The following is a 14,368-nucleotide window of genomic DNA, read 5'->3' on the forward strand; positions in this document are numbered from 1 at the left end:
TATACTGGTGCACATGTCCCCCGCCCCCATCCCTGTCGATCCGGCCCAGGCCGTGCAGCGCATCCGTGAACTCGCCCGTGCGCATGGCTTCCAGCGCTGCGGTATCGCCGGCATCGAGCTGGGCGAGGATGAGGCGCACCTGGCCGACTGGCTGGGCCAGGGCCTGTACGGCACGATGGACTGGATGGCGCGCCACGGCACCCTGCGCGCGCGCCCGGCCGAGCTGCTGCCCGGCACCGTACGGGTGATCTCGGTAGGCATGGACTACAGCCACAAGGACGACACCGAAGCCTGGGCAACCTTGGCCGACCCGGGCCGCGCCTACGTGGCCCGTTACGCCTTGGGCCGCGACTACCACAAGCTGATGCGCAACCGCCTGCAGAAGCTGGCCACGCAGATCAACGATGAAGTGGCACCGCTGGGCTACCGCGTGTTCGTCGATTCGGCGCCCGTGCTGGAACGCGCACTGGCGCGCAATGCCGGCCTGGGCTGGATCGGCAAGCACACCTGCCTGATCGATCGCCATGGCGGCTCCTGGTTCTTCATCGGCGAGATCTACATCGATATCCCGCTGCCGATCGATGCACCGGCCACGGCACACTGTGGCACCTGCACGCGCTGCATCGATGTCTGCCCGACCCAGGCCATCACCGGCCCGCAGCGGCTGGACGCGCGGCGCTGTATCTCCTACCTGACCATCGAGCACGACGGCGCCATTCCCGAAGAGATGCGGCCGTTGATCGGCAACCGCATCTACGGCTGTGATGACTGCCAGCTGGTCTGCCCCTGGAACAAGTTCGCCAAGCGTACCGACGAAGCCGATTTCCGCGCGCGCAACAACCTCGATACCGCGCGGCTGGACCAGCTGTTCGCCTGGGATGAAGCCGAGTTCCTGCGCCGTACCGAAGGCAGCCCGATCCGGCGCAGTGGCCATGAACGCTGGCTGCGCAACATCGCCGTGGCCCTGGGCAACGCACCGTCCTCTGCCGAAGCGCTCGCCGCATTGCATACCCGCATCGATGATCCCTCGCCGCTGGTGCGTGAACACGTGCAGTGGGCGCTGGGCCAGCACACGGTGCGCTGACGTGCGATCCTGAGCCCCCGTTCCGCCCGCAGCACGCCGTTCCCATGCAGCCACGCAACAACGACATCCTCACCCCCAGCCAGCTCAACACCCTGGCCCGCGACCTGCTGGAAGGCAGCTTCCCGGCGATCTGGGTCGAGGCCGAACTGGGCAGCGTTGCACGGCCGGCTTCCGGGCACCTCTACTTCACCCTGAAGGACGCTCGTGCGCAGCTGCGCGCGGCGATGTTCCGGATGAAGGCGCAGTACCTGAAGTTCGTGCCGCGCGAAGGCATGCGCGTGCTGGTGCGCGGCAAGGTGACGCTGTACGACGCCCGTGGCGAGTACCAGATGGTGCTGGACCACATGGAAGAAGCCGGCGAAGGCGCACTGCGCCGCGCCTTCGAGGAGTTGAAGGCACGCCTGGAGGCCGAGGGCCTGTTCGACCCCGCACGCAAGCGGCCGCTGCCGGCGCACGTGCAGCGCCTGGCAGTGATCACCTCGCCCACCGGTGCCGCCGTACGCGACGTGCTGAGCGTGCTCGGCCGCCGCTTCCCGCTGCTGGAAGTGGACCTGCTGCCGACCCTGGTCCAGGGCAGCAGCGCCGCCGCGCAGATCACCCGCCTGCTGCAGGCCGCCGACGCCAGTGGCCGCTACGACGTGATCCTGCTGACCCGCGGCGGCGGCTCGCTGGAAGACCTGTGGGCCTTCAACGATGAAGCGCTGGCCCGAGCGATCGCCGCCAGCCGCACCCCGGTGGTGTCGGCGGTGGGACACGAAACCGACTTCAGCCTCAGCGATTTTGCCGCCGACCTGCGCGCACCGACGCCGTCGGTGGCGGCCGAGCTGCTGGTACCCGACCAGCGCGAACTGGCCCTGCGCCTGCGCCGCACGGCCGCCCGCATGGTGCAGTTGCAACGGCATGCGATGCAGCAGGCGATGCAGCGCGCCGATCGTGCCCTGCTGCGCCTGAACGCACAGAGCCCGCAGGCGCGGCTGGACCTGCTGCGCCGCCGCCAACTGGATCTGGGTCGGCGCCTGCATGCCGCCTTCAACCAGCAACAGGAACGCCGTGCCGCGCGCCTGCGCCATGCGGCGGCAGTGCTGCGCGGGCACCATCCGCAACGCCAGCTCGACGCGATGCAGCGCCGCCTGGCAGCCCTGCGCGGGCGCCCGCAGATTGCGATGCAGCGTCTGCTGGAACGCGATGCACTGCGCCTGCGCGGGCTGGCGCGTTCGCTGGAAGCCGTCAGCCCGCTGGCGACCGTGGCGCGTGGCTACAGCATCCTGACCCGCAGTGACGATGGTGCCCTGGTGCGGCACGTCGACCAGGTGCAGCCGGGTGACGCCCTGCAGGCCCGCGTTGGCGACGGCGTGATCGAGGTGCAGGTCAAGTAAAGGGGTGTTCGGCAGGGCTGCGCCCTGCACCCACGGTAGTGCCGGCCGCTGGCCGGCAACCTCAACAGCAACAGCAAAAGCGGCTCTGGATTGCTGATGGCTTGGCGGGGCGGTGTGGCTGTGCAGGACACGCCGTAAACCCATCCATGGGGGCTCGATGGCGACATCCATGGCGCCAACGGTCCTGCACAACCACACCGCCCCGCCTCTGACAGATTCCGGAGGCTGTTGGTAGTTGTCGACCTTGGTCGACACGGTAGATCCACGCATACGTGGATGAATCTCCATCGGAATCGAATATTTCGATATCGGAACGATTTGAGCCGAGCATGGCTCGGCTCTACAGAAGAGCGAACAGATTGCGAGAATCTGTCGAAGGCGGGGTAGGTCCGGTTGCGGGGGCGTGAGCCGCATGGATGCGGCGACCGAGCTTACATGGACGTACTTGCAGCGGCCCCCGCAACCGGACCCACCCCGCCATCCCACGGAATGCACGCTGTTGCTGTTGCTTCGGCAGGTGCAGGGCGCAGCCCTGCCGAACACCCCTCTACTTTGCCTGCTCGCAGAACTTCTGCCGGTACTCGAGTGCCTTCGGCATCAGCGCCTGCAGGTTCTGGATGCGGGTACCCGGGTTGGGATGGGTCGAGGAGAACTCCGGTGGTGCCTGGCCACCGCTGGCCTGGCCCATGCGCTGCCACAGCGGCACCGCCTCGCGTGGATCGAAGCACGCCGCTGCGGCCAGCATCAGCCCCACTTCATCGGCCTGCGTCTCGTGGCTGCGCGCATACGGCAGCAGATACCCATAACCCATCGCCGACATCATCATCTGTTGCTGCTGCGCATCCATGCCGCTGGCAGCGCCAGCCACCTGCCCGATCTGGGTCAGCTTCTGCTGGGCCATCCGCTGTGCACCGTGGCGCAGCAGCGCATGGGCAATCTCATGGCCCATCACCACCGCCATCGCATCACGGGTGCGCGCCACCGGCACCAGCCCGGTGTAGACCGCCATCTTGCCGCCCGGCAGGCAGAACGCGTTGGCCTGCTCGGATGGGATCACATTCACTTCCCACTGGAAATCCCGCGCGAAATGCGCCGGCTGCACGCCGTGCTCCTGGGCCAGCGCGGTCTCCACCACATCGACCTTGGCAATCAACCGCTGGGCGATGTCGCGCACATCGCGCGCGATCGGCGCATTGGGATCCATCGGCCGTTCCTGCGACAGGATCTGCTGGTAGGCCTGCAGCCCCAAAGCGGTCTCCTGCCGCGCATCCAGGCTGCTGTCGATCATCACCTTCTCGCCGGTATACGGATCCACCGTGCGGTTGGAAAACCAGTAGAAGACCGCATAGCCAGCGGCCAGCAACAGCACCCACCAGCGGATGTTGCCGAACAGGCCGCGCCGTTGTGGGCCTTGCGGCGAGCGGGAGAAGGGATCATTGCGCATCGGGTCGGCTTCCAGCGGGCCCCGCCGGCCGGCGGGCACGGCGCAATCTTAGTGCGCCGATGCCAGCAACGGGTGAAGCCGGCCGCCGATCAGATGCCGCGTACCAGGCGGAAGCCGATGCGCGCGTTGGTGGTATCCGAGTCCTGGGATTGTCGCCAGGCGGCACGGGTCTGCTCCGGCGCATTGGCCCAGTTGCCGCCCCGGATCACCCGTGCGCGGCAGCCCGGGTTGAACCAGGCGGCGCCATCGGAGGGCGCGCGCCGGTAGCTGGCATGCCAGCAATCGGCCACCCATTCGCTGAGATTGCCGCCCATGTCGTGCAGGCCGAAGGCATTGGCCTGGAAACTCCCTACCGGTGCCGGCCCCCACCAGCCATCGCCATAGCCGATGAAGGCGTTGTGCCAATGCCGCCCGGACGGCGACACGTCCTTGCTGCCGGTGAAATTGCCGCTGCCCGGCGGCGGCGTGCCGGCATCGCCCCAGGGGTAGCGACCACTGCTGCCACCGCGCAGCGCGTACTCGAACTCTGCTTCACTGGGCAACCGGTAGCTGCGCCCGGTCTGCTCGGACAACCATGCCGCATAGTTTTCGGCATCGCGGATGCTGACGTGCATCACCGGCGAATTGGCCATCGCGCGGCCACCGTCGTAATCCGAGCGCCAGTCCACGCCGCTGCGGCGGATGAAGTTGCCGCTGCGTTCGTCATAGACCACCGAATGGCCGCGCCGCGTCGCCCGTGGGCGCGCATTGGTCGCCTTCACGTAGCGCTGGAAATCGCTGACCGTGACCTCGGTGATCGCCATCGCAAAGCCTCGATCAAAGCGCACATAGTGCGATGGTCGCTCGGCATCGCTCGAGCCCGGCTCGGCATCGCCGGCGCCCATCTGGAAACCGCCATGCGGCACCACCACCATCTGCGGCCCGCGTCCGCCATCGCGCATGGCGTCGCTGAACACCTGGCCCGGGCGGAAGCTGCCGTAGTGGGTGGCCAGGTCGATACGCTCACGCAGCTGGGCCACCACCGCGTCTCCCGGCAGGGCGATGCGCAGGGCCTCGGCCAGTTTCTCGCGCGCCGGCTTCAGGCCCTGCGGCGTGGACAGGTCGCGCAGGCCGTCATCGCGCAGCTGCAGCAATGCCGCCGCACGGATCTGCTCGATGCGCTCGAACGCGTCGGCGATGGTGGGCGACGAGTCGCGCACCTTGCTCGCTTCGGCCAGCCAGGTGCCGGCGCTGGCGAAATCACGCGTGCGTGCCGCGTCTTCGGCGCGGCGGATCAGTCCACTTTCGGCCGCGGCCAGTCCCTGCCGTGCGCGGCTGTTGTCCTCATCCAGTGCCAGTGCCTCACGGAAGTTGCCGATGGCCCCGTCCCCGTCCTCGCCGATCCGGTCCGAGCGCAGGTCCTCTTCGCCGGCGCGGTTGTAAGCCACCACACGCTGGGCAAGCTCCACCCGTCCCTGCAGCGCACGCACCTTCTCGTCCTTCGGCGCCAGCGTCAGCAGCACCAGCGCCTGGCGGCTGGCCTCGGCCAGCGCCTCGCGCTGCTTCAGCGGCCGCACCAGCAACGCATCCGCCTGCTGCTGCAGGCGCTGGCGGGCGCGCTGCAGGCCTTGGCGGGCCTGGCGGTCATCCGGATCCTCTTCCTGTACCGCCAGCCACAGCGGGATGGCGGCATCGGCATCCTCATAGAGCCGTCCTTCGGCGAACGCCTGCTCGGCGGCGCGGCGCAACTGGGCCAGGCTGCGGCCCTGGCGGTCCACCCGCGGCGGCGTCCACTGCTGTACATCCTCGGCGGCATCCTCACCGGCGATGGTCACGCTGCCCTGCCCGGCCTGCGGGCGCTCGTCGCTGTCTGCGTCCGCGGACGGGCGCGCCTGTTCCCCGGCACTCCGGTCCGTTGCCGTGGGGGGCGACGGCGTGCAGCCGGCCAGGGCCAAGGCCAGGGCGGTGCACAGCACGGGCGACAACGAAAAACGCAAGCAGAGCCTCCTTCGGCACGGACGCGCACCGACGTTAGGCTATTCTCCCCTGCCTGAGCAAACCCGAGTAGTAGGCCCTGACCCGTGGCAACCTGGATCACCACCCCCGCCGAGCTGGATGCGTACTTCCAGCAGCGCCCGACCCGCATCGGCCTGGATACCGAATTCATCCGTGAGCGCACCTTCTGGCCGCAGCTGGCCCTGGTGCAGATGGCGGTCGGGCAGGACATCCTGCTGATCGACCCGCTGATTCCCGGCATGACCGAGGCGCTGGCGCCGTGGCTGGCCGATGAATCCATCACCAAGGTGATGCACAGCGCCAGCGAAGACCTGGTCGCCTTCAAGTGGGCGTGCGGCGTGCTGCCGCGACCACTGTTCGACACCCAGATCGGTGCTGCGCTGGCCGGCATCGGTGGCGGCATGGGTTACCAGAAGCTGGTGGCGGAAATCACCGGCGTCGCCCTGGCCAAGGGCGAAACCCGTTCGGACTGGATGCGCCGCCCGCTTTCGGAGTCGCAGCTGCAGTATGCCGCCGACGACGTCGAGCACCTGTTCGCGCTGCATGACGCCATTGATGCCAAGCTGCAGGCACTCGGCCGCCAGCAGTGGCTGCATGACGATGGCGAGCGCCTGCTGGCCAGCGTCGCCAATGACGAAGACCGCTGGCCGCATCTGGCGATGCGCTCGGCGCAGTTCCTCGACGCGGCCGCACAGCACCGCCTGCTGCGCCTGCTGCGCTGGCGTGATGTGCAGGCACGCAACAGCGACCGCCCGCGAAGCTGGATCCTGGACAACGAACTGGCCGCCACCCTGGCGCGCACGCCACCGGCCGACGAGGCTGCATTGGGCAAGCTGTTCGAGCAGTTCCCGAAGGCACCGCGCAAGCTGGCCGGCGCGGTCTGGCAGGCGCTGTCCACACCGCTGGCCGATGAGGCCGGGGCACCGCTGGCGCTACCCGCCAACGACAGCAACAAGCAGGCGGTGAAGAAGCTTCAAGACGCGGTGGCCGAGCGCAGCCGCGAGCTGGGCCTGCCGGATGGCGTGCTGGCCTCCCGCAAGCATCTGGAAAGCTATCTGGAACGCCGCCAATGGCCGGCAGCACTGGCCGGCTGGCGCCAGCAGGAACTGGAGTCGCGGCTGCAGGCACTGCTGCCGGCACGTTGATGGCACAAGGCGCCGGACCACGCCGGCGCCGTGCACCTCAGGCCTGCAGGGGCCGTGCTAGGGTTTGCCGGTACTGACAAGGAGACGTCGATGCAGACCCTCAAGATCGCGACCGCCTGCGCACTGCTGCTAACCCCGTTGGTCCTGGCATGCGCTGGGCAGGCCGCACCGCTTTCCTATGCACAGGAAAAGGAGAACACAGCCAAGCTGGTGGACATCATTGACGGTGCCACCCGCGATGGTCTGGTTGCCGTGCTGGTGCCGGCCCCGTATGTCGTGCACAACGGCGGGCCAGGCGTCGGCTCTCCGGTCCCCGGCTTTCATCTGGGCAACCGCTCGACCGACCTGCCCGGGTTCTCGACGCGGGTGTCCTTCCAGCACAAGGACATTCCCTCCCAGGGCTATGTGCAGCTGTTCAACACCAACGAACTGGAAACCGGCCCGCAGCGGACGGTGTTGATGGACGTGTTCGAGGTGCATCTGATTCCGCCGGGCACCTATCTGCTGAACGGTGCGGAGAACTACCGCCTGAACACCCGCGTGGCCAAGCTGAAGCCGCTGGGGACCATGGACGAAGTATCGAAGGACATCGGCGCCACCCGCCTTGCCGACGTCGACTACCGTTTCTATTCCTGGAAGAAGGTCTGGGTACCACCGGGCGTCCTGACCGATCAGCACTCCCAGCAGGTCTGCATCTCGGTGCACGTGGCTTCCGGCAACTGCGTGGCATGGGGCACCCAGAACTATGAAACCTCGCGCCCCACCGAAGGCTACTGGGATGACAGGATCGTCCCTGAAGACATCCCTGCCGTACGCATCCAGGCGGTCATCGCCAAGGCCCACGCGCCACTGGCCTTCACTGCCCACGAAGGGCAGATCCTGCTCAGCCCCTTCATTGTTGCCGCCGACGGCGATATCGATTTCAACGCGAACGACTGCGCACCGGTCGACAAGCTGACGGGCTGCGCCCTGCGCCGCTTCAGGGTGCACTACCAACCCGCGCCGTTGGACGCTGCACGCAAGCACATCGCAATCACCTCGCGCGGCCTCAACGGCAAGCAGCGCAAGGTACTGGAGCGGATGGAGGCGATGCAGCTGCAGGTGCTGGGCCCCAGTGCGCCGTCCGATGCAGCGCTGGGCAAGGGCGTCAGCGCCACGCCTTGAGCACGGATGATGCCTGGCCAGCAACGAAAAACGGCGCTCGATGAGCGCCGTTTCCGTTACACGACGGGGTGGGCTTACCAGTTCATGTTCAGCGAGACACCGACGGTGCGCGGCTCGTTGTAGACCGCGGCCATGTAGTTCTCGATCACACCCTTGAGGTTCTTCTCGTTGGTGATGTTGCGCGCGAACAGCGCCACTTCGTAGGCACCGTAGTTACCCGAGTAGCCGATCTTCAGGCCACCCTCGAAGTCACCCTTGGAGTTGAACTCCTTGCTGTCGTACAGCACGAAGCTGGTGTAACCCTGCTTGTTCCAGTCGGTGGAGACGAACATGGTGCCGGCGTCGCTCACCGGGAAGTCGTAGCGGGCCGCCAGGTTGACGTTGTACTTCGGCGCGTTCGGCAGCGGGTTGCCGTCGATCTGCGCGAAGGTGTTGGCACCGACCTTGATGGTCGGGTCGCCGACGGTGCAGACCACCTGGCCATTGAGGCCGCAGACCTGCGCGTACACGCGCTTGTCCTTGATCTCGCTGTGCAGCAGGCTCAGGCCGGCGCTCAGGGTCAGGTTCGGGATCGGACGCAGCTCCATGTCCGCTTCGAAACCGTAGGCCTTGGCCTTGTCGGCGTTGAACAGCACGCCGTTGCCGTCCGAATCGTTGCCGTTGAGCTGGATGTCGTTGACGGTGTAGGTGAACGCGGTGGCGTTCAGGCGCAGGCGGTTGTCCCACAGGCTGCTCTTCACGCCCGCTTCCCAGGACAGGATGGTCTCGGAATCAGCGGTGGTGAAGTCGGCATTGAACACCGCCGAACGGCCCTGGATGGTCGGGCCGCGGAAGCCGCGTGCGACCTTGGCGTAGACGCTCACGTCCGGCGTGATCTGATACATCGCGCTCAGATCCCAGCTCGGGGTGGTGTCGGACATCTTGACGTCGGTGCGGCCCTTGTAGGTGACCACGCCAGCGGCAGTGTCAGCCGTCTTCAGCAGGCGGGTGTGCTTCTCGTCCTTGGTCTGGCGCAGGCCGGCAGTGACGGTGAACTTGTCGGTGAAGGCGTAGCTGATCTGGCCGAACCCGGCCCACGAGGTGTTCTTGTTGCGCAGGCGCACCCAGTTGTTCGGGTTGCGGGCCGCGCCCTGCAGGAACCATGCACGCTGGTAGAAGTCGGTGGTGTCGCTGCCGTTGAAGTAGAACGCACCGGCCTGCCACTGCAGGGCGCTGTCGTCATGGCTGGCCAGGCGGAATTCCTGGGTCCACTGGTCCAGGTCACGGATGCGGCCCATCGACTGGCCGTAGCCGTTCGGCACGCCGTTGACCGGGAAGTTCACCGCGGCACCGCCGTCGGTGTCGCCACGGCTGTAACCGGAGGTGGTTTCGTAGGCGGTGATCGAAGTGAAGTCGATCGCGCCGAAGTCATAACGCGCCTTCACCGAACCGCCATAGGTCTTGTACGCCTGCGGGTTGTTGCCGGCTTCGTCGTAGGCGACCTTGTCGCGCGGCACGTCGGTCTTGTTCGAGCCCTTGGTCAGCGCACCGCGCAGGAACAGGGTTGAGGTGCCTTCGTAATCACGGGCGTGGGCCGAGGCCAGGATCGAGAACTGGTCGCTCGGGGTCAGCAGCAGCTGGGCGCGCACGTTGCGGTCATCGAAGCCGCCCATGGCGTTCTTCTTCGGGCTGACCGTGCCGTCGGCGCTCGGGCCCTTGTAGGTGTTGTCGACGTAATCGTCGCGGTGCTGGTACAGGGCCGACACACGGAACGAGGCGATGTCGTTGATCGGGCCACCGAAGCCGCCGTCGATCGACACGCTGTTGTAGGACGCGTAGCTGGCGCTGACACGGCCGGTGTAGTCCTGGGTCGGCTTCAGGGTGTCGAACTTGATGATGCCGGCGGTGGTGTTGCGGCCGAACAGCGAGCCCTGCGGGCCGCGCAGCACTTCCACCTGGTCCACGTCATAGACCGGGTTGGACTTCAGCACCACGTGTTCCAGCACCACGTCGTCCTGGATGATCGACACCGGCTGCGAGGCACCGAGGTAGAAGTCGATGTTGCCCAGGCCACGGATGTAGAAGCGCGGGAAGATGCGGCCGGTGGTGGTTTCCGCATACAGGCTCGGCACGCGGCCGGACAGCGCCAGCAGGGTGTCGTCGCCGCCGGCGGTGAAGTCGCGCATGCGCTCGCCCTGCACCACGCCCACCGAGACCGGCACTTCCTGCAGGTTCTGCTCACGGTGTTCGGCGGTCACGGTGATCGTGTCCAGGCCGGTCGGGGTCGGCGCGCTGTCCTGTGCGGCGGCGCCGAAGCTGCCGACCAGGGCCAGGCCGGCACAGGCCAGGGCCAGCGGATGGCGGCGGAAGGAAACAAAGGAAGACGACATACCCGACAGGCGGCGGGAATCGGAATGGGAGGGCATGAAATGCTCTGAGGAGGCGTCCGTGCGGCCTGCGCGAGCCGGGCGGCAAAAAGGAGGATAACTGCGCAAGCCGCCATTATCCCCCAAATTGTTACGATTTCGTTGCGCAGCACCCAAACCCGGCGAAACAAGCGGTTTCGGCACAGTCACCGGGCATTCCGCACGCCCCGAAGGCTTGACTCAGGGCAGCGGGGTCAACGCCACATCGACCATCGCCAGCAGCCGCTCGCGGCTGATGCCGTCACGGGCCTGCACCGAAATGCCGTGCAGCACCGTGGCGAAGTGATCGCCCAGTGCCTGCACCGCCACATCGCCGGCCAGCTGCCCTTCGGCCTGCGCCTGCTGCAGCCGCGCAATGATCGCCGCCGTACGCTGGCGACGATGGCTGGCCAGCCAGTCCCGTACGCCCTCGCCATCGGGCGACACGCTGCTGGCCGAGGACACCACCAGGCAACCGTGTGGCCGCCCGCGCCGGGTGTAGGTCAACACGGCGTCACGCAGCATGGACCCGATCGCCTCGCGCAGCGTGGCCTGCTCCAGCGCGCGCGGCGCGAAGCCGCCCTCGCCTTCCTCATACAGCGCAACGGCTTCGCGGAACAACTGCTCCTTGCTGCCGAACGCGGCATAGATGCGTGCAGAGGCGATGCCCAGTGCCTCGACCAGTGCCGACATCGACGTGCCCTCATAACCGTGCTGCCAGAACAGCAGCATCGCCTTGCGCAACGCCTGGTCCCTGTCGAATTCGCGCGGTCGCCCTGCCATCTGCCTGCCTGCTCCAGTGAGGCGCGCAGTGTAACGCGGGTGTTGACCACCGCGAGGGTCGCGCCTATTCTTTGTTGATCGACAAACAATTGGAGCAACACATGCAGACCCTCAAGGGCCCCAGCCTGCACCTGGCGCAGTTCGCCGGCGACCAGGCCCCGTTCAACAGCCTCGCCAGCATTGCCGCGTGGGCCGCCGGCCACGGCTTCAAGGCGCTGCAGATTCCCGCGTGGGATGCACGCCTGTTCGACCTGGCTACGGCTGCCGACAGCCAGGACTACTGCGACGACCTCCGCGGCACCCTGGCCGAGCACGGCCTGCAGGTCAGCGAACTGACCACCCACATCCTCGGCCAGCTGGTGGCCGTGCATCCGGCCTACGACGAGCTCTGCGATGGCTTCGCCCCCGAAGCACTGCGCGGCAACCCGAAGGCCCGCAGCGAATGGGCGCAGCAGCAGCTGCACCTGGCCGCCCGTGCCTCGCGACGGCTGGGCCTGCAGGACATGGGCACCTTCTCCGGCTCGTTCGCCTGGCCGTATCTGTTCCCGTTCCCGCAGCGCCCGCCGGGCCTGATCGACGCGGCGTTCGACGAACTGGCACGACGCTGGCGGCCGATCCTCGATGCCTGCGAGGACAACGGCGTCAACCTCTGTTACGAGATCCATCCCAGCGAAGACCTGCATGACGGCACCAGCTTCGAGCGCTTCTTCGAACGCGTCGACCAGCACCCGCGCTGCCGCATCCTGTTCGATCCCAGCCACTTCGTGCTGCAGCAGCTGGACTACCTGGAGTACCTGGACATCTACCACCCGCTGATCCGCATGTTCCACGTCAAGGATGCGGAGTTCCGCCCGAGCGGCCGCCAGGGCATCTATGGCGGGTATGCCGACTGGACCGAGCGCGCCGGCCGCTTCCGCTCGCTGGGCGACGGCCAGGTCGACTTCAAGTCGATCTTCTCCAAGCTGGCCCAGTACGACTACGCGGGCTGGGCGACGCTGGAATGGGAGTGCTGCCTGAAGGACCAGGAAGCCGGCGCGCGCGAAGGTGCCGCGTTCATCCGCGACCACATCATTCCGGTCACCGACAAGATCTTCGACGACTTCGCCGGTGCACCGATCAGCACCGCACAGATGCAGCAGATGCTCGGCATCGCCTGAACCCCAACGGAGCACTTCCCAATGACCACTTCCCTTTCCGCTGGCGCTGCCGGCGACGCTTCGCTGCGCCACCACTACCTGCGCGTCGATGGCCAGCGCGTGCATTGCGTGTCTGCTGGCCACGGTGAACCGGTGCTGCTGATTCCCGGCTGGCCGCAGACCTGGTACGCCTGGCGCCACGTGCTGCACGCCCTGGCCGAAGCCGGCTTCGAAGCGATTGCCGTGGATCCGCCGGGCATCGGCGAATCCGATCGCCCGACCCACGGCTACGACACCGGCAGCGCCGCCGCCGTACTGCACCGGACCATGCAGGCGCTGGGCCATGACCGTTACCAGGTAGTCGGCCATGACATCGGCATGTGGATCGCCTATGCACTGGCCAGCGACCAGCCGCAGGCGGTGCGCCAGCTGGCCGTCACCGAAGCGGTGATTCCCGGCCTGGCCCCGGAACCGGGCATCTTTGCTGCACCGGCCGACAACATCTTCCTCTGGCACTTCATGTTCAACCAGGTGGCCGACCTGCCCGAGGCGCTCATCACCGGTCGCGAGCGCGCCTACCTGGAATTCATGTTCGACCGCTGGTCGTACCGCCGTGATGCGGTGGCCGCCGATACCTACATTGCCGCCTACAGCCGCCCCGGCGCCCTGAGGGCGGGCTTCGCCTGGTACCGCGCGATTCCGGAAACGATCCGCCAGAACAAGCTGCGTGCGCAGCACCGTTTGCCGATGCCGGTGCTGGCGATCGGCGCCGAATACGCCACCGGCGATGCGCCGATGCTGACCCTGCAACCGCATGCCGATGATGTGCGCGGCAGCATCGTGCCGGGCTGCGGCCACTTCATCATGGAAGAAGCGCCGCAGGCGTTCCTTGCACAGCTGCTGCCGTTCCTGCAGGAGGCACGCCATGCTGCTTGAACCGGCGCTGCAGCAGTTCGTCGACGCCGTCGCCGCCCATGCGCTGCCGGAAGACCTGCGCGAACTGCGGGCGATCAGCGAGAGCGCGTTGCCACAGTTGCAGGGAGCACCACAGCCGGTTGCGCATGTGATCGAACACACGGTAATCGCGCGCGACGGGCATGCGCTGGAGCTGCGTTTCTACACGCCGGAAGGGCTTCCCGATGGACCGGTACCGGCTCTGCTGTTCGCCCACGGCGGCGGTTGGTTCCAATGCTCGCTGGCGGTCTATGACGGCCCCTGCCGCGCGCTGGCCAATGCCAGCGGTTGCGTGATTGTCGCCGTGGGTTACCGGCTGGCGCCGGAGCACCCGTTCCCGGTTCCACTGCATGACGTCGCCGACGCCTGGCGGTGGTTGCAGGACAACGCCGAGCGCCTCGGCCTGGACCCACGGCGGCTGGCAATCGGTGGCGACAGCGCCGGCGGCAACCTCGCCGCCGCCTGCTGCCTGCTGCTGCGCGAACGGGGCCTGCCGCAACCGTGCCACCAACTGCTGCTGTACCCGGCGCTGGATGCCGGCATGGGCAGCGGTTCCTACCGCGACTACGCCACAGGCTATTACCTCAGCGCCGAACTGATGCAGCGCTGCTGGCAGGCCTATCTGGGTGATCTGGCCCAACCGTCGGCGCTGGCCTCGCCCGCCCACGCAACCGACCTGCAGGGGCTGGCGCCAGCCTCCGTGCTCAGCTGCGAGCACGACCCGCTGCGCGACGAGGCCGAGCAGTACGCGCACCGCCTGCAGGCTGCGGGTGTCGACTGCACGCTGGAGCGGCTGCCGGGGATGATCCAGGCCTGCATCCACCTGCAGGACGTGGCCGCTTCCACCGGCATGGCGGTACAGCGCGCGGGCGATCTGCTGCGCCAGGCGCTGGCCTGAACCGG

11 protein-coding genes are annotated in these 14,368 nt (G+C 67.4%); 7 read left to right on the forward strand and 4 right to left on the reverse strand.

Translation table 11 applies throughout. The annotated features are described in order from the left end of the window. The first annotated feature begins 13 nt into the window (after positions 1 to 13). Positions 14 to 1,084, forward strand: coding sequence for a tRNA epoxyqueuosine(34) reductase QueG (gene queG, locus ACZK2R_RS15550; protein WP_180836672.1), 1,071 nt, complete (start codon positions 14 to 16; stop codon positions 1,082 to 1,084). Positions 1,085 to 1,128: 44 nt separating this feature from the next. Then, on the forward strand, positions 1,129 to 2,460 hold the full coding sequence (xseA, locus tag ACZK2R_RS15555) for an exodeoxyribonuclease VII large subunit (RefSeq protein ID WP_049463075.1): 1,332 nt from the start codon (positions 1,129 to 1,131) through the stop codon (positions 2,458 to 2,460). A gap of 547 nt (positions 2,461 to 3,007) precedes the next feature. On the opposite strand, the gene ACZK2R_RS15560 is transcribed toward xseA, so the two are convergent. Beyond that, positions 3,008 to 3,904: a M48 family metallopeptidase gene (locus ACZK2R_RS15560; protein WP_032130290.1), complete on the reverse strand. Its 897-nt coding sequence runs from the start codon at positions 3,902 to 3,904 to the stop codon at positions 3,008 to 3,010. Positions 3,905 to 3,993: 89 nt separating this feature from the next. Then, positions 3,994 to 5,880 carry a formylglycine-generating enzyme family protein gene (locus ACZK2R_RS15565; protein WP_049423890.1) on the reverse strand — a complete coding sequence of 629 codons (1,887 nt, stop codon included), beginning with the start codon at positions 5,878 to 5,880 and terminating at the stop codon, positions 3,994 to 3,996. Between the two features lie 84 nt (positions 5,881 to 5,964). On the opposite strand from ACZK2R_RS15565, the gene rnd reads away from it, so the two are divergent. After that, on the forward strand, positions 5,965 to 7,044 hold the full coding sequence (gene rnd / locus ACZK2R_RS15570) for a ribonuclease D (RefSeq protein WP_032130292.1): 1,080 nt from the start codon (positions 5,965 to 5,967) through the stop codon (positions 7,042 to 7,044). A 90-nt stretch (positions 7,045 to 7,134) separates the two neighbouring features. Beyond that, positions 7,135 to 8,208 (forward strand): hypothetical protein, encoded by a 1,074-nt coding sequence (locus ACZK2R_RS15575; RefSeq protein WP_032130293.1) that lies wholly within the window; start codon positions 7,135 to 7,137, stop codon positions 8,206 to 8,208. 74 nt (positions 8,209 to 8,282) lie between these two features. Here ACZK2R_RS15575 and ACZK2R_RS15580 read toward each other — a convergent pair whose 3' ends face one another. Both ACZK2R_RS15580 and ACZK2R_RS15585 read right to left on the reverse strand, forming a co-directional pair. Further along, a complete protein-coding gene (locus ACZK2R_RS15580) occupies positions 8,283 to 10,613 on the reverse strand; it encodes a TonB-dependent receptor (protein WP_032130294.1) in 2,331 nt (776 codons plus the stop codon). 180 nt (positions 10,614 to 10,793) lie between these two features. Beyond that, entirely contained in the window at positions 10,794 to 11,375 is a 582-nt protein-coding gene (locus ACZK2R_RS15585) for a TetR/AcrR family transcriptional regulator (protein WP_049461862.1), read from the reverse strand. A 101-nt stretch (positions 11,376 to 11,476) separates the two neighbouring features. On the opposite strand from ACZK2R_RS15585, the gene ACZK2R_RS15590 reads away from it, so the two are divergent. From ACZK2R_RS15590 to ACZK2R_RS15600, 3 genes are read left to right on the forward strand one after another with little or no spacing between them, the layout of a single operon-like run. Next, entirely contained in the window at positions 11,477 to 12,532 is a 1,056-nt protein-coding gene (locus tag ACZK2R_RS15590; protein ID WP_125894296.1) for a sugar phosphate isomerase/epimerase family protein, read from the forward strand. Positions 12,533 to 12,553: 21 nt separating this feature from the next. Then, the gene (locus ACZK2R_RS15595; RefSeq protein ID WP_125894298.1) at positions 12,554 to 13,447 is read left to right on the forward strand and encodes an alpha/beta fold hydrolase; all 894 of its coding nucleotides are present in this window, start codon (positions 12,554 to 12,556) and stop codon (positions 13,445 to 13,447) included. After that, on the forward strand, positions 13,437 to 14,363 hold the full coding sequence (locus tag ACZK2R_RS15600) for an alpha/beta hydrolase (RefSeq protein ID WP_180836671.1): 927 nt from the start codon (positions 13,437 to 13,439) through the stop codon (positions 14,361 to 14,363). Before ACZK2R_RS15595 ends, ACZK2R_RS15600 begins: the two co-directional genes overlap by 11 nt. Positions 14,364 to 14,368: the final 5 nt, after the last annotated feature.

Source organism: Stenotrophomonas sp. 96582_Sma, assembly GCF_056480905.1.

What these genes read in the sequence shown, in the direction of transcription:
- queG (WP_180836672.1), top strand. Translation starts at nt 14, where the DNA reads ATGTCCCCCGCCCCCATCCCTGTCGATCCGGCCCAGGCCGTGCAGCGC.
- xseA (WP_049463075.1), top strand. Translation starts at nt 1,129, where the DNA reads ATGCAGCCACGCAACAACGACATCCTCACCCCCAGCCAGCTCAACACC.
- ACZK2R_RS15560 (WP_032130290.1), bottom strand. Translation starts at nt 3,904, where the DNA reads ATGCGCAATGATCCCTTCTCCCGCTCGCCGCAAGGCCCACAACGGCGC.
- ACZK2R_RS15575 (WP_032130293.1), top strand. Translation starts at nt 7,135, where the DNA reads ATGCAGACCCTCAAGATCGCGACCGCCTGCGCACTGCTGCTAACCCCG.
- ACZK2R_RS15580 (WP_032130294.1), bottom strand. Translation starts at nt 10,613, where the DNA reads ATGCCCTCCCATTCCGATTCCCGCCGCCTGTCGGGTATGTCGTCTTCC.
- ACZK2R_RS15585 (WP_049461862.1), bottom strand. Translation starts at nt 11,375, where the DNA reads ATGGCAGGGCGACCGCGCGAATTCGACAGGGACCAGGCGTTGCGCAAG.
- ACZK2R_RS15590 (WP_125894296.1), top strand. Translation starts at nt 11,477, where the DNA reads ATGCAGACCCTCAAGGGCCCCAGCCTGCACCTGGCGCAGTTCGCCGGC.
- ACZK2R_RS15595 (WP_125894298.1), top strand. Translation starts at nt 12,554, where the DNA reads ATGACCACTTCCCTTTCCGCTGGCGCTGCCGGCGACGCTTCGCTGCGC.
- ACZK2R_RS15600 (WP_180836671.1), top strand. Translation starts at nt 13,437, where the DNA reads ATGCTGCTTGAACCGGCGCTGCAGCAGTTCGTCGACGCCGTCGCCGCC.